This window comes from Gilvimarinus sp. 2_MG-2023 (assembly GCF_030547685.1).
In the GTDB taxonomy this organism is placed as follows: domain Bacteria; phylum Pseudomonadota; class Gammaproteobacteria; order Pseudomonadales; family Cellvibrionaceae; genus Gilvimarinus.
Map to the genome: position 1 here is coordinate 303,672 of NZ_JAUOQM010000044.1, position 23,853 is coordinate 327,524.

Consider the following 23,853-nt stretch of genomic DNA (forward strand, 5'->3'; position numbering starts at 1 on the left):
CGAGCAGGTTACTTTTAAGGTCGAACCTGCAAAAAACCGATAAAGTTCGCGCCACAAGCGTTTATTCGAACCCGTTCTGGCCAATAAAACCGAAGTGCGAACGTTTTTTCGCAGTGAAAGCGCTAAGGTTATCGGGCAGAAGGTGTGATTCGGGTAGTTTTATTTAAAAATAATAATGTTTGAGGCTGATGAAATGTTCGTACAGCGATTTTTTCTGTGTTGTATTCCAGTTTTTTTGGCGGCTTGTGGTGGCGGGTCGACGAGTGGCTCCTCTCTGGCGGGCTCTGATCATTCGTCTGCAGGCTCAACCTCTGTCCCGTCTAAGTTATTTGTCGATCGTACGGATGAAACTGGCATAGAGTTTCTCGCCGGTTATAAAACCTCTAAAGGTGTTAGCGATATTATGAAATATTGCGGCGGCGTCGCTTCGGATGATGTGAATAACGACGGTCTGGTGGATTTGTTCTTTATTAAAGGGGATATAGATCAACCCAGCCTGTATTTAAATAATGGCGATAATCGTTATCGTGAAGCGACTGATAACTGGGGTATTGATGTTGAGGATCATAAGGGTTGTGGCCCGGCCTTTGCGGATGTGAATGGTGATGATCGGCTGGATTTATTTATTGGCGGTATCGATGGGGACCCAAGTTATTTATGGCTCCAACAGCAGGATAACCAAGGCAAATGGCATTTTATAGATAAAACCCAAGAGTACGGATTGGCGGATATGGTTTCTCCCAACACCATTTCGGCCTCTTTTGGTGATTACGATGGTGATGGCTGGCTTGACCTATTTTTAGGACACTGGGGAACCCCGGAGTCGGCCCCCAAAGAGCATTTATGGCGCAACCTAGGGGGCAAGCGTTTTGAAAATACCACTGTGGAGGCTGGGCTGGCGGAATATATGATATTGCAGCCCAATAATACGGCGGTATTGGGCGCCGGGGTGGATTACAGTTTTTCCGGAGCGTTTAGTGATATTAACAATGACCGCTGCCCGGATTTATTGGTAATCGGTGATTTTACAACCTCGCAAGTGTTTCTCAATCGCTGCGATGGTATCTATCAAAAGTATGCCTCTGATGAAATCGACATCGATAATGGCATGGGCGGTACGACGGGCGATCTGGATAACGATGGTGATCTGGATTGGTTTGTCAGTGGTATAGCCACGGCGTCGGGGCAAGGCAATCGCTTGTATCTAAACAATCATCTCTCCTCCCAAGGTGCAGAGCAAATGTTTACCGATGTCAGCCAGGAAAAAGGGGTGGTAGACGGTGGCTGGGGTTGGGGGGCCTGCTTTGCCGATTTTGATAATAATGGCTTGCTGGATATTTTTCATGTTAACGGTTGGCAAGCGGGGCTGTTTGGGGCCAGTTATGCCGACGATCGATCGCGGTTGTATATGGCCGAGGTTAACGCCGGTGACAATACCCTTTACTACCGTGAACAGGCCTTAGTTGCCGGCATTACCGATCGTACCCAAGGCCGGGGTGTGGTGTGTTTTGATTCGGACAATGACGGCGATGTGGATATTATTACCGCCAACGGTATTTTTGATGAGGGCTTAACACCGTTCAAGTTTTATCAAAATACACACGCAGACGATCATTCAAACGCTTCGACTCAGTTGCGTATTCAACTGCTGGGTTCCCACCCAAATACTGCCGCCATCGGCAGCAAGATCAAAATCGTATCCTCGCAAGCGACACAAATGCGAGAAGTTACGGCAAACAGTAATTTCGTCTCCAATAATCCGTCGATTCAATACGTGGGGTTTGCTCCGGGCGATACGATCGAGTCTATTGAGGTGCGCTGGCAGGATGGCCGCATTAGCCTGCACCAAGGCCCTTTTTCCAAAGCGCACCTTACGATTAGTCACCCGGACCGAAATTTTTGAGGTTAAACCATGAGAATAACAACAGTCCCACTATTATTGGTCGCCACCCTCTGTGTCTTTGTATCGTCGTGTGGCGGCGGGCAGGGGGAGCCGGACTCGGTGTCTCCGCCGGCCATGGGCCCCGATAAAAGTGAACCCTTGGCCGATGTTCAGTCGCCTTCAGTGGCACGGAGGTGGAATGAGGTTCTGCTGGAGGCTATACGCAACGATTATGCACGCCCGACCTCCCATTCGCGCAACCTATTTCATTTATCTGCGGCCATGTATGATGCCTGGGCCGCCTACTCAACTCAAGAAAGTGCCTATTTTCTGGGGCAAACCTTAAATGGTTTTTCCTGTCCTTTCGCCCGCGATGCGTTTCAACAATACAGTGTAGAAGCGCGCGAAGCGACGATAAGTTATGCAGCCTATCGACTGATTACCCACCGGTTCTCCAATTCACCCAGTGTGGCTTATACCTTGCTGCAATCAAATGAGTTGATGGACGCTATGGGGCTGAACCCGGCGCTGGTCGCCTCCAGTGCCGAGGGCAATGCGGCCGAGCTGGGTAATTATATTGCCGACTGTTATATTCGCTACGGCCTGCAAGACGGCTCCAATGAAGCAAACAGTTACCAAAGCCGCTACTACCAACCGGTTAATCCTCCCATCGCTCCCGCTGAGCCCGGCAACCCAGAGATAAAAGACCTGGGCCGATGGCAGGCCATTGAGCTGGAAACCTCCATTGATCAAGCGGGCAATCAGGTATCTGCTGTGCCCGATTTTATTGGGGCGGAGTGGGGCGATGTGTTGCCTTTTGCGCTTACCGAGGCGGACCAGGTGCCCTACCAGCGCGATGGTAATCAGTTTACCGTATATCTCGATCCGGGCGAGCCGCCCTATCCCAATAGTCACTACCGGGATATTTATCAGCGCACTTTTGCTTTGGTTGCTATTTGGGGCTCTCACCTGGATCCGCAACAAACGCCCATTATCGATATTTCTCCTGCGGCTTTGGGCAACTTGGATATCGCCGACTTCCCCCGTGATTTTAGCGAATATGATCAGTTTTACGCGCTGTTTGAGGGCGGCGACCCGAGTAGGGGGCGCGCTATAAACCCTTTCACAGGAAAGCCTTACGTGCCTCAGAATGTGTCGCTGGGCGACTATACGCGGGTGTTGGCGGAATTCTGGGCCGATGGCCCCGAATCTGAAACGCCACCGGGGCACTGGTTTGTCATTCTGAATCATGTGGTGGACCACCCCGAGTTCGAGCGCCAAATGTGGGGCTCAGAACAGGTGGGACCGCTCGAGTGGGATATTAAGGCTTATTTTAGCTTGGGGGGCGCTATGCATGATTCGGCGGTAGCGGCCTGGAGCAACAAAGGTTGGTACGATTTCGTTCGACCCGTATCGGCCATACGGGCCATGGCGGATTTGGGACAATCCACTGATCCGGATGCGGCATCCTACCACCCCGATGGCCTGCCTTTGTATGAGGGTTTTATCGGATTGGTGCAAGCGGGCGACCCACTTGCTGACGGCAAGCCTGACAATATCGGGAAAATAAAACTCTACTCTTGGCGCGGGCCAGAAACTATTGAATCGCCACAAACCGATGCGGCAGGTGTCGGCTGGATTTTGGCTGAAAACTGGTGGCCCTATCAACGCCCGACTTTTGTCACCCCGCCCTTTGCCGGATATGTATCGGGCCACTCTACCTTTTCACGTGCCGCGGCTGAGGTGTTAACAGCGATCACCGGCAGTGAGTACTTCCCCGGCGGTATGGGCGAATTCTTGGCACCTAAAGATGAATTTTTGGTGTTTGAGCAAGGGCCTAGCACCGATGTTATTTTGCAGTGGGCGACCTATCGAGACGCTTCGGACCAATGTAGCCTATCGCGAATTTGGGGTGGCATCCATCCGCCGGTGGATGATTTGAGAGGGCGCTTGATGGGCGAAAAAGTCGCGCAGAAAGCTGTCGCTCAGGTGCAAAAGCTCTTTGCCGGGAATTAAACCTAGCTAGGGCGGGCTGCTGAATTTTGAACGGGTGTGGTACATAAAGGCTTAGTGGTAAGCCTTTATGTACCTTCATATTACCCTGAGCGGATAACTGTATCCGGATGATTAATACACTCTAATTTTTAGAAATTGGCAACCATTATTGGGTGTTATATAAAGAGTATTACCTGAAAAATCATCGGACGATGCGTAGTTACCCGTGACATTCAAATTTCCTGATCCCGATTGATCCTGAATGTTGCCGCGAAAGTCGCATTGATCATTTGCATTGCTATCCCACACTTGCAGTGTTTTATTTTGCAGGCTCTCTGGGAAGGTAACACAGCTGGCCGCACTCAGCTCAACTTCAGTTCTTGCTCCTATCGCAACTTGTTCGCAACTGGTCGCGCTACTCGAATGACTACTGGAACTGCTGGAACTGCTGGAGCTTTCGGAGCTGCTGCTAGAGTTGCTCGAATTGGAAGACGAAGACGATGCCTGAGAGCTAGAAGAGCTACTGCTTGAACTTGTAGGGCTGCCGCCACAGGCACCATTTAATTCGTCGAAACAAGGGTAGGGCCCGTTGTTGGGTTGCTCGATTGACTGGTCAAGAGAGTAAGCAATATTTCTGGTTTGGTAATCCTTCCATACCAAAGTTGAGCCGCCATCTAAGCGCTGATTGTTTGAGATATGCATGGTGGGTTCCTGCGCCCGGAAGGTCCCCGCCGCAAAGGGTAGGTTAAATTCATTATCGTATATGTTCGAACTGGTGTGCTCTCGATAACTGTAAATGGCGTGAGTAATATTATTGTCGCCCTTGTAATCCATAACATTGTTGCGTACCAGAGCGTCCGTGCCTTTTAAGTCAACAAAGCTGTCGGCCTCTGGTGAAGCGGAGGTACCTACAATGCCTCGTGCATCCACATGGTTATACTCAATGACTGTCCCTGTAGTGCCGGCTTTAACATCAAATGCTTCAGCGGTAACCCAGGGGCCGATAGTGCATCCACCGATGGTGTTGAAATCACTGCTATCGGCCGGCGATTCCTGGTGACCGTTGTTGGTGCCAATATACACTCCTTCGCCGGTGCCCTCTTTACCTTCGCGTTTACCTGTGTCGTGTATATAACAATTGGTCAGTTTGTTGTAAGAGCTACTGATGCGAAAGTGCACGGCTTCTTGACCGACGTTATAGACCTCCACATTATCAATTGTGTTGTGGCTGGCCCCTTCAAGCATTATTCCTTTTTGGGCACCAGTAAATTTAAGGTTTTTAATCTCCCAATAGTCGCCCTCAAGCAGAAAAACGTAACTGGTATCGACATCATCGCCGGCTAGGGTTTGTTTATTGCTTTTTGAGACACTGCGTAAAATGATTGGTGAGTTGAGTGAACCGCTTTGATCACTGTAAAAGTGAGCCCGACCTTCGCCACTCGTACTTTTGTTGCCAATATATGAACCCGGATGTACCACAATTTCATCGCCTGGGCTGGCGTTTTTAAGCGCGTTTTGCAGCTCGGTAGCGTTGTAAACCGGCAGTGTTGCCGCAAAGCTGGTAGAACCGAATAGTGCTGTAGCGGCGACAAGCCCTTTTAAAGAAGTCATATTCTTATGATGTTGAGTCTTCATTTAAAGCCTCCAGTGAGGTTGATGGTGTGCATGCCCTTCGTGTTATCTCACCGGTTTATGGCGATAGAGTGGCATATAATTTATTATTTGTATGATGGCTAAGTGGTAAGGCCAAATATAGGCTAGTTAAGCGCTAAGTGTTTGTCAATAAAGTTGGGTAAGGTTGTGTTGTAAATCACAGAATGAGGCGGAACTTAAACTCTCGAATTTATGTATGACTTGGGTTGTGTATTCAACCGATTGGTTTTTGGTTTGAGGGGCCGTCAATAGAGCTGTTGCGGATAAAGGCGGATTCGGGGGGGATTGCCACGGGCCAGCTGTGCTGCCTCGCTGGGAGTCCCGACTGCTTTTGGGGCACATACAAAAAAGCCCCGATCAGTGATCGAGGCCTTTACTATTTGGTGCCCAGGAGAAGACCAAAATCCCTGTTTCCCTGCGTTTCATTAAGTTTTAAAAACCCTATATAAAACAAATGCCTATAGTTTTATTCTGGTTCAATTCGTTTCATTGTGATTTAATTAAGCGCATATTTCCAGGTGGGGTAGAGAGTGGGGTACCAATGACTAACAGTGATAATTTATCCGCCAAAACGGTGGGTGGCCTCAGCTATAACTCAGATGCCACAACTAAGAATAAAAAAGCCGTATACAACGTAGGCCCAAGGGGCTTGGGGTTGTACTTGCAGTGTACTCTTAGAGCAGACGGGTCTTGTGCAAAGTCGTGGCTGTTGAAAATACGTATTGGCAATAAACGGCATGAAGTTGGCTTAGGGCCTTACGCTGAACTTCCATTAGCTCAAGCGCGAGCCAAAGCCAGAGAGCGCAGAGTCTACTTTGAGCGTGAGATTCTTCTAAATGGCGTTAATCCCGTAGAGGAAATGCATGCAAACAAAAAGAAAGCCAGAGCGGCTCAGGCTACGGTTATCACGTTCAAAGAGGTCGCTGAGCAATGGCTGGAAAAACGCAGCAAAGAGGCAACCGGCAAGATGTCTGACGCTAATACTCAGAAGGTTTGGGGCCGTATTGCTAATTATGCCCTACCAAAGCTGGGTGATCTTGCAGTCAATGATATTGAGACAGCACATGTTCTCCAGGTGATTAGACCTATCTGGGAGGGTAAGCATGAAACAGCAAGAAAAACTCGTGGCTATATTGAAAATATATTGTCCTTTGCGATAGCTCAGAAGCTAAGGCCGGATGAAAATCCGGCTCGCTTCAAGGGACACTTAGATCAAGTGCTCCCGAAAGGGGCTAATATTCAGGTAGTAAAACATCGTGAGGCTTTAGCGGTGGATGAGATGCCTCATTTCATGGCTAACCTTCGTGAGGCTAATACGGTAGCTGCAAGGGCATTAGAGTTCTTGATACTAACTGCCACACGGTCAGACCAAGCTCGAAGTGCTCGATGGGAGCAAATAGACTTTAAAGCCAAAACTTGGACCGCTAAAGGTGATGATGTGAAAACCCGAGGCGTTCATGTTGTGCCGTTATCGGATCGAGCGCTAGAGCTATTAGAGGCAATACCGCGATGCTCCCAATATATGTTTCATAGCAGCGGTAAGTCTGGCTATGTGAGTGCTACAGGTGTACTCAAGGTAGCCAAGGCTATTTCAGAAGATACCGGTCTTACTGCTCATGGCTTCCGCTCTACATTTGCGGACTGGGCTGCTACTAAGACGGACGCTGACCACGATGTTATTGAGTATGCCCTAGCGCACAAGGTCGGATCAGAGACTTCCAGGGCGTATCGTAGAGATACATTGATTGAGCGCCGCCGTGGGCTAATGAATCAATGGTGTGAGTATTGTTATCTTGATAGTTAACGCAGGGTGGTAGAGTTCGGATTATTGAGTTCTTGTTACTTTATAAGTTATAGCGACAAATTAGTAAGGCGATTAAGGCGTAGAGAAATGGTCAAGAGTGTTCTAGGGTTTGGCGTGAAAGAGCTTGGCGAGCTTTCCTCCATTGTTAATCATAAGGCCTATGAAAATAAAAGAATGGCTCCTGTCAATATGTTTTATTTCATAGCGCCTTCAGAAAGCTTGGGAGAATATATTGCTTCCTCTTCGACAACTAATCCCTTGGGTGTGGCGGATGGTGAACTGAGGCTTCCACCTGATTGGGATGAAAACCGTCTTCTAATCAATGCTAACCCCGTACTAGCTGCTGTTCTTGATTTCAAGGCCCGCATAAAGGGAAAAGGAGAGGTTGCCTTTACTGACTCAGTAAAAAGCTACTTGAATCGTTTTGGTTGTACAGAAAGTACTCCAGAGTACTCACTCTATCAGTTTCGTGTTGTTGGGTTAGTGGCTTATGCTCTTCAGTGTTACCTAGAAGAAAGCTTGCTTTCACCGGATGAAATGGTGTACTCGAAAGAGTGTAATAATGAGGTTTTAGAGGCTGCAAAAGTTATCAAAAAGGCACTTAATGATGGTCCAGAAATGAAGAGTGTGGAGCAAATAGGAGAGCTAGAAAGTTTGCTGGGTACACTTATTGAGCGCAATACAGCGCAAGAACTTTCAAGTGGTGATACTGGATTGGTAAATGTCAGGCCTCAGAAGAAAACTCGCGGAACTGACTATGCTCTTCGATTAATGATATACAGGTTTGTGACCTACTTTAAAATATTTAACATGACCACCCCAACGGAGCTAATATTAAGCGTAGCCAAGATGGCAAATTCGGATGTGTCAGATAATACCTATACGAACTATATCCAGGGTGCCAAGCGGTACCTGATTGACAATCCGTACATCAAGAAGCACTGGTACAAGCGAACTCATACTCACGAAGGACGAGTTAAGGCTTTAAAAAATTCCTCAGTCGATGAATTAAAGAGCGAGCGTATAGCCGACACGAGTGAGTTCTCTGTTCGAATAAAAAAGAAAAACAGCGATCTTTAAAAACCCAGTGGACGATGTATAAATTGTCCTCTCGAATGGGTAAAAATATTGAACTCTGGATAAGCAGTCATTTGGCTGGGTAAAACGGATTTAACTGATAGTTGTATACGGTTTTGAGCCCCCATAATCGATCTAAAGGTAAGAGGCTGTCTCTTGCCATTATTATGAGGGTTCTTTATGAACAAACTTATTTTTCTTTTACTTCCTGACGTTCAGGAGATTACAGGCGGAAAAAGCCGCTCCACAATTTGGCGCTGGGTAAGATCAGGCCAATTTCCCCAGCCTGTCCGCTTGGCAGGCAACACCATTGGTTGGCCTGTAGAGGCCATCCAGCAATGGCGTGATAGCGTCATTAACCAAGGAGGGCAGGGCTAATGGAATACCCTGTCCTATCATCCGCATCTCTTTCTGGTTATCTACGGATGTCCCCACCACGTAAGCTCGTTGTCCTGTTGCCATATTTGGCAAACCAAAAGGCGCTTGCTGAAATATCTGAGCGCAGCGGGATACCGCTTGAAGTGTTAGAGAGCTGGCTTGAAAACGACTTTTCTGAGCTTGTTGCTATCTTGGCTGAACGGGATGATGCCTTAGCCCAAGAGATGGCGGAATGCTCCAGGCTGCGGGCAGCTGAACAGCAACGTTCGCTGGATTTTGAAGCCAGTGTAGTGTTGTCAAACCTTGCAACGGTTGCGACAGGCATGACTACCGTCGAGGAGGTGGAGTCTCGCCTTAACCTAGAGGGTTTAGGTTTGGACGAGGTGATTGGCTTGCTTCGTTCTAAGTTGGAAGTGGTTCGCGGTTTACAGGAGGTTGATGCTGATGAGTAATTCAGTCAACCATCAGAGCGAGGGAGATGGTTCGTTTCCTGCGACCGATAAATTGATGCTTTCAAACGTGACTCATGAGGTTGAATCGGGAGCTGGCGAAAGCCAGCAACTCGATGATAGCTATAAAGAGTCGTTTTTGATGATGCTCGCAGAGAAGGCTGATGAGAAGGGAGTGGAACCGGAAAAGTTTTTTTCTCAAGTCCAGCAGTACCTTAAGTTTATGCCCGACTATATCCCGTCGTTTGATGATGAGCAGACGATAGAAGACGATAGCAGAATGCAAATAGACGCTCATGTGAAGCGTAAGCTTGGTGATGCGTTAGGTGGCTCCATCCCAAAACCACCACCGGGATTCCGCTATATTAGCGATTCTTTGTATTTTGAGGCAGCCAGCGGCCCTGAAGTGGTGAGCAGTCTCATATTCGCAGGATCGCGCGGCTACAACGCAGAGACAGGCGAATGGGCTGTTCGTTTAGTTTTTCTAGATCACTCCGGTGATCCTGTCATCATGGATATCCCTGCTCAGCTGATGCAAAAACAGGGAGAGCTTGTAAAGCTCTTGCTTAGTAAAGGGTTTCGCATTTTTCGTACAGGAGGTAAAGAGCTCAAAGAGTACCTGATGTCGGTTAACCCCACCAAGCGAATGCAGGTGTTCCATCGCCAGGGCTTGGTGACCAGCCGGGAAGGTTACCATTATTTCATTCTGAATGGGGAGGTTATAGGAGATGAGGATGCTGAAATTATGTACCTACCCCAAGGTACAAACGGGTACCGAGCAAATAGCGCTGATAAGGGTACCTTAGACCAATGGAAGGCCAATGTGGCCGCACCATGCAGCAGAAGCCCAATGTTAATTTTTATGTTGTGCGTAGCCTTCGTGCCTATCATTACAAAGGCATTGGGGCGGTCGAGCTTTGCCGTTGCCTTACACTCTGAGTCTAGTTCAGGCAAGACGACAGGCTTACAGGTGTGTGCGTCCACTATTGGACCGGGAGGAGATCCCTCCAGAAATCAATTGACCTGTATTAATAATTGCCGTCATACGAACAACCATCTAGAGGTGGTCGCTCAGGCGTATGATTCACAGCCTCTACTGCTCGATGAGATAGGTATGTCCGAAGGCAAGGATGTAGGGCAGATGCTTTACATGCTGATTGATGGTCGAGGTAAAGGGCGAATGGGTCCTGGAGCGGGGAGTGGTGCATACCATAGCTGGCATACAATTCCGGTCGTGACCGGAGAACAGTCGTTCCTGTCGTTTATCCGCGCGAAAGATGGGAGCCTTAAAAATGGTCATATAGCACGTGTGTTAGATATACCGGTGAGCCAAGAGACTATGATCGTGCCAGGAGTTGGCCAAACTGGGGCGGCTCTTGCAGATATGATTAAAGAGCAGTGTCTTGAGTATTACGGCACTGCATTCAAGTCGTTTACTAAAGACTTTATTGATACTGCGACTAAAGAGCACGGGTGGTTCTCTAGCCTAAAAGACGAGCTGGAGACGTTGGCTCAAAGCTTTCGGTCTAAAGTGGATCGTTCGCATGAGAAGCGTGCAGCAGAGCATTTTGCTGTGATCCGCTTTGCCGGAAAGCTAGCTGTTAACTTTGGTGTGCTACCTTTCTCTCAGGACGGCATCATTAATGCTGTTGATACCGCATTTGAAGCCTGGTGTGGCGGCCTAGAGGATAAAGATGAGCTGGAGTATGCGATAGACGGGGTAAGGGAGTACCTGTCTCGTAACCAACACGCATTTATTAACCCGCAAGCCGATGCTGGAAGCACACGACACCTAGGCTACAAGATGCAAGAGAATGGGGTAGAGTGCTTGGCGTTTGAAGAGGCCACCTTAGATGGAGTCCTAGACCCTACTATCCGTCGCAATCGGGTGTATTCAAGGCTGCATGAGCAAGGAGCGCTCTTAAAACTGAGTGATGACCGGTACACAGTACGTCGTACTGTACCCGGCAAGGGAAACCTAAAGCTCATTGTGCTTCGCCTTGATTTTTTGTCTGCTTAGTCTTTCGTGGGAAAGCGGGAAATCGTGCTTATTGCCGTTTTCCCGTTTTTCCGTTCTGTTCTGGGTAATTTAATGATCAGTTATATATATCCGCTTCTACACCTGGACAAATGTTGATCAAAATTATTGTGAAAACACACAAAAACGCTAGGTATTCTCCCGTGAAGTTATCTAAAACTCACATTGGGCTTATAGGCCATACTTTGGCGCATACTTCCTTGTTTCCTGCGTGGGTGATCTGTAATATTCCACGAGGCATATAGTATTAGGTTAACTTAGGCTAGGATAGTTATAACTATATGCTACATGAACAATAATGAGCGGGTGATGACTATTGAGTGTGGCGCATTATCCAGTTGGGGTGGTAGTTTCATTGCTCTTGGTTATGGCGTGGCAAGTGAACACTTCTACCTATCTAGATGGCCATTGGTTTTAGTGGGTGGCAAGTCTGTTGGATAGCTCATATTAGTCGTAGGTTTTTACTTGCTATATAAATACAGTGAGGCCGCTCCATTAAATCGGTCCGAAGCCGGTCGTGAGCGAAGGATTGTTGGGCTATGTTGCAAATTCAGAGGTAGGACTAATGCTGTATCTTTCTAGCTTGGAGGAGGCGTTAGGGCGCGCAGCGTTAAATCGTACTCGCTTGATATGCATATCCTCTGAACAGGCTGCAAGCAGTAGCTTTGATGACACGCCAAAGTGGAACCTAAACAAGCTGGTGTCAGAGCATTTGATGTCGACACCAAAATCGGAATGGACTCTGATTTGTACTAGTTATGTAGAAAGTCTTGTCCAACAACAGGTAAGAGGAGTAGTTTTACTTATTGGTTTAGAGGTCTTGTTTGACCGCTCTCTCGCGGTAGACCCACTTAAGCTACTAATGAAATGTGCTAGAACGAAAACTATAATTGTGTCTTGGCCGGGAGAAATAAACTCGAACGGTTTAAGTTACGCAAACGTTAGCCACCCAGAGTATCGAATGTATAAGCCTTCCGAGTTGGATGATGTGATTTTTCTTTCAGCTGATGCTCAGCTGCATTTGAGGGATATAAATGAAATACGGTGATTTAATACAGTTTGAGCCACTGGAGACTGTGCTTCAGCTCCGAGCTGCAAATGACCAGCAAACAGCCTCGAATATGGTAAAAACGTACGTTATCTCGGATGAGATGGCAGAGCGTTTATCAGACATAGTAATTCCCCAGTTACAGTTCGATCAGCCGATGGACAACAAAGGGGTTCTGGTTGTAGGCAACTACGGTACCGGTAAATCGCATCTGATGTCTGTGGTTTCAAGTATCGCTGAGCATGAGGAGCTATTAGCTGATATTAGTCACCCGAAGGTAGCAGAAGCAGCTAAATCTATAGCTGGAAAGTTTAAAGTTATCCGCACAGAAGTCAGTGCTGCATCAGAAATGTCGTTACGGGACATAGTCACGACGATGTTGACTGAAGAGCTATCCAAAATAGGAGTCGAATACAAATTTCCTCCAGCAGATGAAGTCACCAATCATAAAGCATGCTTTGAGGATATGATGGTAGCGTTTCATGCTGTCTACCCGGACCAAGGTCTACTATTTGTAGTCGATGAATTACTGGATTACTTAGATTCTCGTAAAGATCAGCAAGTGGTACAAGACTTAGGGTTTATGCGCGAAATCGGTGAGTCCTGCAAAGAGTTACGCTTTAGATATATTGCAGGGATTCAGGAGGCAATATTTGATAGTCATCGCTTCAAGTTCGTTTCAGATCGACTTCGCCGAGTGAAGGACCGTTTCGAACAAGTGTTTATTGCTCGAAACGATATCAAGTATGTTGTGGCCGAAAGGCTATTGAAAAAAACGGCAGATCAACAGGCCAACATTCGCGACTATCTGACCCCATTTGCCAAGTTTTATGGAAGCATGAACGAGCGTCTAGATGAGTTTGTTAATTTATTTCCAGTGCACCCAGATTATATTGATACCTTTGAGCAAGTTAGCGCTGTAGAAAAACGTCAGATCTTGAAGAGTCTTTCTCGCAGCATGAAAAGGCTAATGACGCAGAGTGTGCCCAATGATTATCCTGGGTTAGTTGCTTATGATAGCTACTGGAAAGAGTTGAGTGTTGATGCTGGGTATCGAACCATTCCAGATATCCGAGAAGTGATTGATGTTAGTAATGTACTGCATGAGCGAGTGAATCGTAGCTTTACCCGTCCGGCTTACCAGAGCATGGCGCTACGTATAATTGATGCTTTATCATTACATCGTTTGACCGTAAACGACATCCATGCTCCTGTTGGCGCTACGGCTAAAGAGTTGCGTGATTCGCTCTGTTTATATCAGCCTGGTATTGAAGATTTGGGCGGTGAGCCTTCAGATGACCTGTTGTCACAAGTAGAGACTGTGCTGCGTGAAATTCACAAAACTGTTAGTGGGCAGTTTATATCTGTGAATACCGATAACCATCAGTTTTATATCGACCTGAAAAAAACAGATGATTTTGATGCGATTATTGAGCAACGTGCAGAAACTCTAAGCCCCGAACTATTGAATCGGGCTTATCATCAAGCCCTTAACCATATACTAGAGTGTACAGACTTACAAAAAGCTGAAAACTACAGAGACTTATGGACCAATGAAGTTATCTGGTCAGACCGAAATTCTGGCCGTATGGGTTGGCTATTTTTCGGAACGCCTAACGAGCGCAGCACTGCTTACCCCCCAAGAGATTTCTACCTGTATTTCATACAGCCTTTTGATGCGCCTAAGATAAAAGATGAGAAGCGCTCGGATGAACTGCAATTTATTCTTTCCAACTACGATAATGATTTTAAGTCTGCCTTAGAAAATTATGCCGCCGCTATCGACTTGTCAGGAACGGCGTCCGGCCATGCTAAAGCAACCTATGAGGCCAAGGCTACTAGCTTTCAGCGTGATATCAATAAGTGGCTGCAGGAGAATATGAATAAGGCCTTTGATGTGGTTTATCAGGGCAAGAAAAAGCCCATGATGGGCTGGATTAAAGGTCAATCTTTACGGGATAGAGCTGGACTCGGAACTAATGAGCGCATTAACTTTCGCGATATGGTTAACACCATCTCCGGTATCTGTCTGTCTGGCCACTTTCAAGAATTAGCTCCCGAATACCCAAAGTTCTCAATATTGGTTACAAATAGAAATCGTGAACAGTACGCCAAAGATTGTTTGCGTGTCATCAGTGGCGGTAATTCTACCAAGCAAGCAGTAGCGATAATGGATGCGTTGAAGCTATTGGATGGTGATCGAATAGCTCCGGGCCTTTCACCTTACGCACAGTATATTGTGAATAAGTTAAAGGCCAAAGCGCAAGGTCAGGTGGTTAACCATACCGAACTGTTGGAGGAGGTTAACGGTACAGAGTATCTGGCGCCGGACAACTACCGCTTGGAGAACGAATGGACCGCAGTGCTATTAGTAAGCTTGGTGTATAACGGTGATATTGTATTAGCGATACCCGGTAACAAATTTGATGCTTCCAAATTGTCTGAGCTTGCGGCTACGCCTGTAGCTGATATTGCCGCCTTTAAACATATTGAGCAGCCTAAAGACTGGAATTTGCCAGGGCTGCAAGCATTGTTTGAATTGTTAGATTTAGCGCCAGGCCTCGCTATTGAAATATCGCAAGGGAAGGATGGCAGTATTGCATCTCTGCAAGATCGGATTGCAAGTAAAATTAAAAAGCTGGTGACGACGATACATAGCCTCAGAGAACAGCTACCGTTCTGGAGCGGAAGTGTGCTCACAGAGGCCGAAGCTGAGCAATACAGGCAGCAGCTAACTGAAACCAAAAACTTTTTGGAAAGTCTGCAGGCTTACAGTACAGCCGGCAAGCTAAAAAACTTCCGTTATGGCGTTGAGGAGGTCCGTACTCATAAAGCCGGATTGGAACAGCTTGATGCTATTGAGCGTTTGCAGCAATTGGTTGAAGAGCTGAGTACGAGGGCTAACTATTTATCCAAGGCTGAGGCGGTATTGCCGTTGAAGCACAAAGACGTCTCTGGTTGGCAGGAACGCCTTAAGGCTGTTAGGGCTGATTTACTGCAGGCATTAGGTGATGCTGAGAAGCGGATGAAATCGGGTTTTCAGTCGAGAGCCATCAATCAGCTGGCTGAACTTAAAAATGAATACATTCGCTTGTATTCGGCCCTATTCGCCAAGGCCCGTCTGACACTTAACGAGGATAAACGCAAAGCTCAATTGCTCAATGATAATCGCATCGACCAATTGCAAGCTTTGAGTACCGTTGATATTTTGCCGAGCAATCAGCTTTCCGAGTTTCGCAATGCCCTGGCGTCGCTGAAAGCAGCCAGTGCCTTGTCGGAAAAAGACCTTCAGCTAGATCCTGTTCCCAGTCATTCAGGCTTCCAGCCCAACCACGAGGACTTGTCTGTATCTGCCTCGCAGAAGTTGGAGAACCTGGAAAACAAACTGGATCAGCTAGTTCAAGAGTGGACGCAGACACTACTGGATAACCTTGAAGATCCAGTAACGCATGACAGTCTTCACTTGTTGGCCGCTGAAGAGCGTCAGTTAGTCGATGATTTCATTGGTAGTAAATCCCTTCCGTATCCAGTGCACGAGAGTTTTGTAAAGGCTCTTCGTCAGGTACTGCAAGGCTTGGTTCCTATCGAATTAAGCGGTGATCAAATTCAGCAAGCCTTGTTTGCTCAAGGCTATGCGGCAACTGTAGATCAGCTTAAATCACGGCTAGATACGTTTTTAGCTGCGCAGTGCCGTGGCCAGGATAAGAGCAAAGTACGAATTGTGCTTAAGTAAGGTGGTGTCATGGATGTAGCGGAATTAAGGCAGCTAGTAAATAAACCGGAGTGGGCCGATGTCGAGTTAAAAACATCGGCCCGCGCGTTTCCTAAAGATGCAGCCAGTACCCTATGTGCCTTTGCCAATTGTGGCGGCGGCTATTTGATACTAGGGGTCGATGAGAAAAAACTGCCAGCTATCTCAGGAATTGATAAAGACAAAATAGATGAGGTCCAGGACCAATGTCTTGGTTTACTTAAAAATATTCAAAAGTTCAGTAGCCCGCTGGTGTATGACACACCGAGCTTAATTAGTATTGATGGTAAATATGTTCTGGTGGTACAGATACAGGACAGTAAGCGCCAAAATAAGCCCGTTAAGCTTCGAGAGAAGGGTGGCTGGGTAGCCTATGTTCGTAATGGTGCTAGAGATGAAGTGGCTAATGATGAAGAATTGGCGCAGATGCTATTGGACGCCAACTGCACCAGTATCACAGATCAGCTATTAGAGCTGAATGTTGAGCAGTGTTTTAATGCCAATACCATTAAGTGGTATCGAAAGGTTTTTGAGAGTCGCCACAACCAAAAATATTATGAACTGAACGATCTGGAGTTCCTGGATGATCTGGGGCTAATACGGGAAGATGGTGAAGAGCTTAAGCCTACCAAAGCAGCAATCTTGATGTTTGGTAGTGAAAAGTCCATTAATCACATTCTAGCCAGAAACGTCGTTGACGCTTTCTGGTTTTCATCGAACTTTGACGACAGATCTGGTACTACCCGCTGGCAGGATAGAAGGCCCTCAGAGCATGAATCCCTCAACCTTTTTGAAGCATGGCGAGTACTCGCCGACCGTTACATGTATTGGGCAGAACAACCTTTTGATATTGATGAGAGTAATCTTCACAGGAACAATGAAACTCCGGATTATATCGGTTTTCGTGAGGCCACGGTCAACCTGTTAGTGCATCAGGATTTTGCTGATCATACCCGTGTGCCTAGGGTCGAGTTCTACAAGGATATCAGTCAATACTGGAACCCGGGAGATTCACTGGTAGAGCAGGGCCAGATTGCCTCTGGGCAAAGTAAAAGCCGCAATCCAATGGTAATGCAAACCTTCCACCGGATAGGGCTTAGTGAGCGAGCGGGCTCTGGCATTAAAGAGATTTACCGTAGCTGGCTGCACCTTGATCGCCCAGAGCCTGTGATAGAAAACAGTCGAAGAGAGAAGACCTTTCAAATTACCTTGGGCAAGCAGCCGAAAGTATCGCCGCTTCAAGATACTATCCGTGACAAGGTTGGTGTCAATCTTACAGATTTGCAGGCCCGTGTATTTGCTGCTGTGCTCGGTCAGACAATGACCGTTGAAGCTCTGGCTGAAGAACTCAACGTTAGTACTGCGGATATCTATCCAGCCACTGATTATCTGGCAAGGCAAAGCCTATTGCAGGCACTGCCTGAAGGGTATCAGGCAATGGATCATTTTACTGAAGCGTTAGCTGATCTCCAACAAGATAGTGCTGCTCAAGCTGCGGAGCGGCCAAAAGAGACCAAGCTGGACGTGGAATCAAAAAAAAGTGACCAAGCTGGGCCTCTAAATACAGAGGTTAGCACGGAGAAAGTGACCAAGCTGGATGTGGATAGTGACCAAGTTGAACGGATACTGTCATCGCTCACCAAAAAGAATCGGGTGCTAATTCAGGCATTTGACGGGCAAATGGGGCTAGCAGCCCTGATGCATGTGGTAAATGTCAGCCATAGAACTCACTTTAAAAACAAGCAGTTACAGCCCGTGATTAATCTGGGTATTGTCAGTGAGTTGTACTCAGATAGCCCAAATCACCCTAACCAGGCTTACTATCTAACGGATTTGGGGCTCGCCTTGCAGGAAAAGCTTCTGGAAAGTGACCAACCTCAGGCCTAGCCTGGTCAAAAGTGACCAAGCTGGACTGAGAAGTGACCAACCCATTGTTTAAGAAATGGCATAACTCGGCTTAAATAGCAAATACAGAGTATGTTCGCTGAGCAGATTTGGTGGATGCCGTCAGCTTGTTAGATGAGCAGGCTGACTAAAAACAATAGCGCCTATGCTCGATCACAGCGAGCTAGCGGCAGTTTACGATAAAGACGAGATAACCATGGCAAACGATATGCAACAAGGTTTAGGGCTGGAAGATCCTAATTATCAAGTTAAGGAAGATGGTCCTGTTGAGTGTTTGGGTAAAACATTTGAGAGCGACCAAGCCCGTCGAGATTACTACTTGGCTATCCTAGCCGAGAAGTTAAAAGATCCGGAGTTTCGGGCGATCGAAGGGTTTCCCATTGGTGATGATGAAGACATTTTAGAGCTGTCTGACCCACCATATTACACAGCTTGCCCGAATCCATTTGTTGAAGATTTTGTTCGTCATTATGGTAGACCTTATGATGCGTTAGAAGAGTACAAGCGCGAACCATATGCTGCTGATGTGAGCGAAGGCAAGAACGACCCAATTTATAATGCTCATAGTTACCATACTAAGGTTCCACATAAAGCGATAATGCGGTATGTCCTGCATTATACGAGTCCTGGAGATATTGTTTTCGATGGGTTCTGCGGTACTGGGATGACAGGTGTGGCTGCTCAGCAGTGCGGAAATAAAACTGTAGTGGAATCATTAGGATACCGTGTGTTGCCAGACGGAAAAATACTATCAGAAACGAAGGGGATCGATGGTAGAAGTATATGGGAACCTTTCTCTAAACTCGGGGAAAGAAAGACAATACTAAATGACCTCTCGCCTGCGGCAACTTTGATAGCTTCTAATTTTAATGCGCCTGTAAATAAGGCTGTTTTTGAAAGCCAGGCTAATCGAATTCTAGGTGAAATCGAAAATGAGTATGGCTGGATGTATTCCACGTTGCACTCAGATGAAAAAACTTTAGGGTCTATCAATTTTACAGTATGGTCAGATGTTTTTTCCTGCCCCGAGTGTGCCACTGAAATAATTTTCTGGGATGTGGCAGTTGACGAAGAAAAAGGTTCGGTAAGAGATAGTTTTGCATGCCCCTCTTGTGCAGCAGAGCTCAAAAAACGAAGCTTGGAAAAGACGTGGGTAAATGAGTACGACCCAATCCTAGAAAAAGAAGTGCGGTATTCAAAACAGAAGCCAGTCTTAATAAATTATTCTGTTCCTGGTGTGACGAAGAGATTTGAAAAAGTGCCAGATAAAAGAGATCTGGAAATTTTTGAAAAATCCTCTCGTCAGGAAATAAGTGGCTGGGTTCCTTCTGTGGAGTTTGTTAAAGGTGATAAAACAGGCGAGCCCATACGGTTGGGTTTGACTCATGTTCATCACATGTATACTAAGAAAAACCTGGCAGTGCTCTCGGCATTCTATGAGAAAGTAAAAGCTACCCCCGATGCCAGCCAGCATCTAAAGATGTGGTTAACGTCATCCCAAGTATGGGGAACTAAACAAAATCGACTACTTACGTCTAACTACTTTAAAAAGCGAGGAGGAGTTATTGGGCAAACTCTTCAAGGAACATTGTATGTGAGCTCGCTTTCTGTTGAGACAAACCTGATTGAAAGGTTTAGATTAAGAATGAAATCAGTGGCGCATGCAGCTGAGGGGAAGTCATCAATTATTGAAACTTCTTCAACCGCCAAATCGAAATATAGTATCCCTTCAAATAGTTTAGATTATGTCTTTATTGATCCTCCATTTGGGTCAAATTTAATGTACTCGGAGTTGAACATAGTCTGGGAAGCTTGGAATAAAGTCCGGACCAGTATTCTAGAGGAGGCGATTGAAAGCAGGTCGCAAGGAAAGGGTTCGGAAGAATACCGTCACATAATGAGTGCTGCCTTTGAGAACGTTTATGATATGTTGAAGCCGGGAAGGTGGATGACGGTGGAGTTTTCAAACACTAGTGCAATAGTGTGGAATGTGATCCAAGAGTCGATATCCAGGGCTGGATTTATAATCTCAAATATTTCAGCTCTTAATAAAACACATAATGGATTTAATGCGGTTACAAATCCTACTTCGGTAAAGCAGGATTTGGTGATTTCCGCTTACAAGCCAAATGGTGGATTTGAGGAAAGATTTGTAAATGAATCTGATTCAGACGGTGTGTGGGATTTCGTAAGAACACATCTCGGTTACTTGCTAGTGGTGAAGCAGCAAGCTGGTGAAATTGTAAAAATACCAGAGCGTGACCCTCGTATAATATTTGATCAAGTTGTTTCCTACTTTGTTAGAAATCTAAGGGATGTGCCTGTTTCAAGCAAAGAGTTTCAGGTAGGTTTGCTTGAACGGTTTGTTGAGCGTGATGGTATGATCTTTTTGCCTGACCAGGTTGCAGAATACGACAAGGCACGTTTGAGAGGGAGGCAGTTGAAACAACTGTCTATCTTTGTCGATGATGAGGCATCTGCTATCGAATGGCTTAGGCAGTTACTAAATGAAAAGCCCCAGCCCTATCAAGATGTGCACCCTAAGTTTATAAATGAATTATCTGGTTGGAAAAAATCCGAAGAACAGTTGGAGCTCTCCAAGCTTCTCGAACAAAATTTCATTAAATACGATGGCGAAAGCCCATTACCTCCACAAATCCATAGTTACTTGTCTACTAACTTTAAGGAAATGCGGAATCTGTCTAAAGACGATCCGCTACTGATTAAAAAAGCAAAAGACCGTTGGTATGTGCCAAATCTTGATCGTGAAGAGGACTTGCAGAAGCTGCGAGAGCGGGATTTGCTGAAACAGTTTGAAGAGTATAGAGCGCATACAGGGCGAAGACTGAAAACAGTGCGTATGGAGGCGGTACGCTGTGGCTTTAAGAAAGCTTGGCAGGAGCGGGATTACCCAACCATTATCCAAGTGGCAGAGAAAATTCCGCAAAACTTGCTGCAGGAAGATCAGAAGCTGCTTATGTGGTATGACCAGGCGCAGACCCGTCATAGTGATGAGAGTCTGTTTTAATGAATCAAGACGTTATGGATAACAATTTTCAAGTAGGCGACTGGGTGTGGTTGGAGCAATACCGGCAGACAGGTAAAATTGTAGATGCCCACTGCTTATGGGGTATTGCAAATTATCGAGTATGGTTATCGCAGGATAACAGTGTAATCAAGGTAGGGCCTGAACAGGTATCACCTCTTGTCGCTGCTCAATCCATGTGTGCTGCTTCTATCGCCTATTTGGCTACCGCTGCCCGTGTGGCTGCAAGCCAGCAAGAGGAAGCGCTGCTGGCCCCGATGGGCAGCAATGTCATTCCGCTGCCTCATCAATTAAAAGCGTTGAACAAGGCTGTTAGCCAGTCTCAGGTACGTTATCTGCTAGCTGATGAGGTTGGCTTGGGAAAAACCATTGAGGCCGGTTTGATTATGCGAGAGTTGAAGTTGCGTGGTTTAGTGCGCAGAATTCTCGTGGTAGCCCCTAAAGGGCTGGCAACGCAGTGGGTCAGTGAAATGCAAGTCCATTTCAATGAGTCGTTCGATTTGATGATTCCCGGTGAGGCAATCGGCACTGCTGATCCTGAAGAAAATATTTGGCAGCGTCATGATCAGGTGATCTGCCCGATGGATTCCATTAAACCTATCGAAAAACGTCGTGGTTGGAATCTGGATAAGATTAATCAATACAACAAGCAACGCTTTGATGATCTGATCAGTGCGGGTTGGGATCTGATTGTCGTTGATGAATCTCATCGTTTGCAGGGCAGTACCGATACTGTAGCTCGTTTTAAGTTAGGCCAAGGCTTGGCCGACTCAGCACCGTATTTCTTACTGTTGTCTGCTACACCGCACCAAGGAAAATCTGATGGCTTTCACCGTTTAATGACGTTGCTGGATAGAGAGCATTTCCCTGATGAAACCTCTGTTACACAGGAGCGAGTAAAGCCTTATGTTATCCGTACTGAGAAGCGCCATGCTATTGATGCTGAAGGCAAAGCTCTATTTAGACCGCGCAAAACTCAGTTAGTCACTGTAGCCTGGCAGGCCAATCATAGTGTTCAACGTGAACTCTACGATGCTGTTACCGACTATGTGAGAGAAGGCTATAACAAGGCATTGGCAGCTAAGCAGAATGCCATTGGCTTCTTGATGATTCTGATGCAGCGCTTGGTGGTCTCAAGTCCTGCGGCTATTCGCGCCACTTTACAGCGTCGTTTAGATGTACTGAATAAACCGTCATTAGCGGAGCAAGCGTCATTGCTTGCGCCCGATGAGTGGGAAGATTTGGACGGTGAGCAACAGACCGATGAGTTGTTGAATGCCAAGATTAAAGCACTGAAAGACGAAAAGCAGGAGGTACAGTGGTTACTGGGCTTGGCTGATAAGTGTATGCAGCAAAGCATTGATGCTAAGGCTGATGCGTTGCTTGAGTGGGTTACCCAGCTTCAGCGAGAAGAGGATGACCCCAATCTAAAGGTCTTAATCTTTACTGAATTTGTGCCCACACAAATGATGCTAGCTGAATTCCTTAAATCTCGTGGTATGTCCGTTGTGACGCTGAATGGCTCTTTAAGTATGGAAGAGCGTAAACATGTGCAAAAGTCATTTGCTGACGAGTCCCGAGTGCTCATTTCTACGGATGCTGGTGGTGAAGGTCTGAATTTGCAGTTCTGTCATGTGATTATTAATTACGACATCCCCTGGAGCCCAATGCGATTAGAGCAGCGAATAGGTCGAGTGGATCGTATTGGTCAGAAAAAAGTCGTAAGAGCGCTTAATCTGGTATTTGAAGATACGGTTGAGCACAGGGTAAGGGAAGTGCTGGAAGAAAAACTGAATACCATACTTGAAGAGTTTGGTGTGGATAAAACTAGTGATGTCTTGGATTCCGCGCAGGCTGGCCAGCTATTTGATGAGCTTTATACAGGTGCAATAAATAACCCTGACGCAATTGATATTGAGATAGAGAAGGCCTTGGAGCAACTTCGCTCGCAAGCCGCTACTAGCCAAAGCAGTAAAGAGTTATTCGTGGATGATACGCCTGTTGATGTATCTGAAGCGGAAAGAATCAGTCTACACCCATTACCCTATTGGATAGAGCGCATGACGCTCAGCTATCTAAAAAGTCACGGTGGTGTTGTAGATCAAAATACGGATAATAGTTGGCAGCTAACCTGGCCAGATGGTGAACAGTGGGATAGCTGTCTGTTTGACAATAAATTAGCCGAAGCTAACCAAACCGCCGAGCACGTCACGCTTGATCGGCCGAAGATTGGATCATTGTTGCAGACTCTTCCAGCCTGGATACCGGAGCAGAAAATCCCGGTAGTGAGTATTCCGACGATTCCAGACTCTGTTGATGGCATATGGTCTCTGTGGCAAATAGTGCTAGATACCTCAAGTCTTAGCCAGTCCAAGAGTGTCAAGGAAACGGCCTATTTTCCTGTTTATCAAACTATGGAAGGGAAGTCTTTTCCCGCAACAGCGAAAAGAGTATGGGAGGCATTGCTAAGTAATGATCCTGTGCTTACTCAGGAGGAGTTCTTACAGCCAAATCAAGCTTCTGTATTTTCCTTTGTTAGAGAGCAAGCGGAAGAGCTAGGTCAGTCGACCTACGAGCAGTTAAAAGCTCGGTATCTTGATAGCCTTGAGCTAGAAAAAGACAAAGTCTTGTACGGTTTTAAGGCCCGAGAGAAGGCAATTGAGCGTATCGGCTTGCTGGAAGTGAAAGACTATCGTCTGAATAAGCTCAAGCAAGAGCGGCAGCAGTGGGAATTGAATTATCAGGAGCGCCAAAAATTAAAGCCTGAGCTTAATGCTGTGCTGCTACTACGAGTGAAGCCTGGAGCTTAGCGTGGCAATGGAAATAT

At 46.5% G+C, this 23,853-nt stretch carries 13 protein-coding genes; 12 read left to right on the top strand and 1 reads right to left on the bottom strand.

Annotated features, from left to right (window positions below):
* The first annotated feature begins 193 nt into the window (after positions 1–193).
* Together Q4526_RS10640 and Q4526_RS10645 are read left to right on the top strand one after the other, a co-directional pair.
* Positions 194–1,903: a CRTAC1 family protein gene (locus tag Q4526_RS10640; protein ID WP_303609619.1), complete on the top strand. Its 1,710-nt coding sequence runs from the start codon at positions 194–196 to the stop codon at positions 1,901–1,903.
* Between the two features lie 9 nt (positions 1,904–1,912).
* A complete protein-coding gene (locus tag Q4526_RS10645) occupies positions 1,913–3,898 on the top strand; it encodes a vanadium-dependent haloperoxidase (RefSeq protein ID WP_215977055.1) in 1,986 nt (661 codons plus the stop codon).
* A 111-nt stretch (positions 3,899–4,009) separates the two neighbouring features.
* Here Q4526_RS10645 and Q4526_RS10650 read toward each other — a convergent pair whose 3' ends face one another.
* Positions 4,010–5,512, bottom strand: coding sequence for a right-handed parallel beta-helix repeat-containing protein (locus Q4526_RS10650; RefSeq protein WP_215977056.1), 1,503 nt, complete (start codon positions 5,510–5,512; stop codon positions 4,010–4,012).
* Positions 5,513–6,071: 559 nt separating this feature from the next.
* On the opposite strand from Q4526_RS10650, the gene Q4526_RS10655 reads away from it, so the two are divergent.
* From Q4526_RS10655 to Q4526_RS10695, 10 genes are all read left to right on the top strand, one after another.
* Positions 6,072–7,334, top strand: a complete 1,263-nt coding sequence (locus Q4526_RS10655; RefSeq protein ID WP_215977057.1) for a site-specific integrase — start codon at positions 6,072–6,074, stop codon at positions 7,332–7,334.
* A gap of 114 nt (positions 7,335–7,448) precedes the next feature.
* Positions 7,449–8,414 carry a hypothetical protein gene (locus Q4526_RS10660; RefSeq protein WP_215977058.1) on the top strand — a complete coding sequence of 322 codons (966 nt, stop codon included), beginning with the start codon at positions 7,449–7,451 and terminating at the stop codon, positions 8,412–8,414.
* A 177-nt stretch (positions 8,415–8,591) separates the two neighbouring features.
* Entirely contained in the window at positions 8,592–8,789 is a 198-nt protein-coding gene (locus Q4526_RS10665) for an AlpA family transcriptional regulator (RefSeq protein WP_215977059.1), read from the top strand.
* Between the two features lie 47 nt (positions 8,790–8,836).
* A complete protein-coding gene (locus Q4526_RS10670) occupies positions 8,837–9,241 on the top strand; it encodes a hypothetical protein (RefSeq protein WP_215977060.1) in 405 nt (134 codons plus the stop codon).
* On the top strand, positions 9,234–11,258 hold the full coding sequence (locus tag Q4526_RS10675) for a DUF927 domain-containing protein (RefSeq protein WP_215977061.1): 2,025 nt from the start codon (positions 9,234–9,236) through the stop codon (positions 11,256–11,258). The genes Q4526_RS10670 and Q4526_RS10675 overlap by 8 nt, the downstream gene beginning before the upstream one ends.
* 583 nt (positions 11,259–11,841) lie before the next feature.
* A complete protein-coding gene (gene brxF / locus Q4526_RS16495; protein ID WP_368411106.1) occupies positions 11,842–12,324 on the top strand; it encodes a BREX-3 system P-loop-containing protein BrxF in 483 nt (160 codons plus the stop codon).
* The gene (locus tag Q4526_RS10680) at positions 12,311–16,057 is read left to right on the top strand and encodes a DUF6079 family protein (RefSeq protein ID WP_215977063.1); all 3,747 of its coding nucleotides are present in this window, start codon (positions 12,311–12,313) and stop codon (positions 16,055–16,057) included. The genes brxF and Q4526_RS10680 overlap by 14 nt, the downstream gene beginning before the upstream one ends.
* 9 nt (positions 16,058–16,066) lie before the next feature.
* Positions 16,067–17,962 (top strand): RNA-binding domain-containing protein, encoded by a 1,896-nt coding sequence (locus Q4526_RS10685; RefSeq protein WP_215977064.1) that lies wholly within the window; start codon positions 16,067–16,069, stop codon positions 17,960–17,962.
* A 214-nt stretch (positions 17,963–18,176) separates the two neighbouring features.
* Positions 18,177–21,008 (top strand): DNA methyltransferase, encoded by a 2,832-nt coding sequence (locus Q4526_RS10690; protein WP_303609620.1) that lies wholly within the window; start codon positions 18,177–18,179, stop codon positions 21,006–21,008.
* Positions 21,008–23,836 carry a DEAD/DEAH box helicase gene (locus tag Q4526_RS10695; RefSeq protein WP_215977066.1) on the top strand — a complete coding sequence of 943 codons (2,829 nt, stop codon included), beginning with the start codon at positions 21,008–21,010 and terminating at the stop codon, positions 23,834–23,836. The genes Q4526_RS10690 and Q4526_RS10695 overlap by 1 nt, the downstream gene beginning before the upstream one ends.
* Positions 23,837–23,853: the final 17 nt, after the last annotated feature.

Coding starts and splice junctions, on each gene's coding strand:
- Q4526_RS10640 (WP_303609619.1), top strand. CDS start 194: ATGTTCGTACAGCGATTTTTTCTGTGTTGTATTCCAGTTTTTTTGGCG.
- Q4526_RS10645 (WP_215977055.1), top strand. CDS start 1,913: ATGAGAATAACAACAGTCCCACTATTATTGGTCGCCACCCTCTGTGTC.
- Q4526_RS10650 (WP_215977056.1), bottom strand. CDS start 5,512: ATGAAGACTCAACATCATAAGAATATGACTTCTTTAAAAGGGCTTGTC.
- Q4526_RS10655 (WP_215977057.1), top strand. CDS start 6,072: ATGACTAACAGTGATAATTTATCCGCCAAAACGGTGGGTGGCCTCAGC.
- Q4526_RS10665 (WP_215977059.1), top strand. CDS start 8,592: ATGAACAAACTTATTTTTCTTTTACTTCCTGACGTTCAGGAGATTACA.
- Q4526_RS10670 (WP_215977060.1), top strand. CDS start 8,837: ATGTCCCCACCACGTAAGCTCGTTGTCCTGTTGCCATATTTGGCAAAC.
- Q4526_RS10675 (WP_215977061.1), top strand. CDS start 9,234: ATGAGTAATTCAGTCAACCATCAGAGCGAGGGAGATGGTTCGTTTCCT.
- brxF (WP_368411106.1), top strand. CDS start 11,842: ATGCTGTATCTTTCTAGCTTGGAGGAGGCGTTAGGGCGCGCAGCGTTA.
- Q4526_RS10680 (WP_215977063.1), top strand. CDS start 12,311: ATGAAATACGGTGATTTAATACAGTTTGAGCCACTGGAGACTGTGCTT.
- Q4526_RS10685 (WP_215977064.1), top strand. CDS start 16,067: ATGGATGTAGCGGAATTAAGGCAGCTAGTAAATAAACCGGAGTGGGCC.
- Q4526_RS10690 (WP_303609620.1), top strand. CDS start 18,177: ATGGCAAACGATATGCAACAAGGTTTAGGGCTGGAAGATCCTAATTAT.
- Q4526_RS10695 (WP_215977066.1), top strand. CDS start 21,008: ATGAATCAAGACGTTATGGATAACAATTTTCAAGTAGGCGACTGGGTG.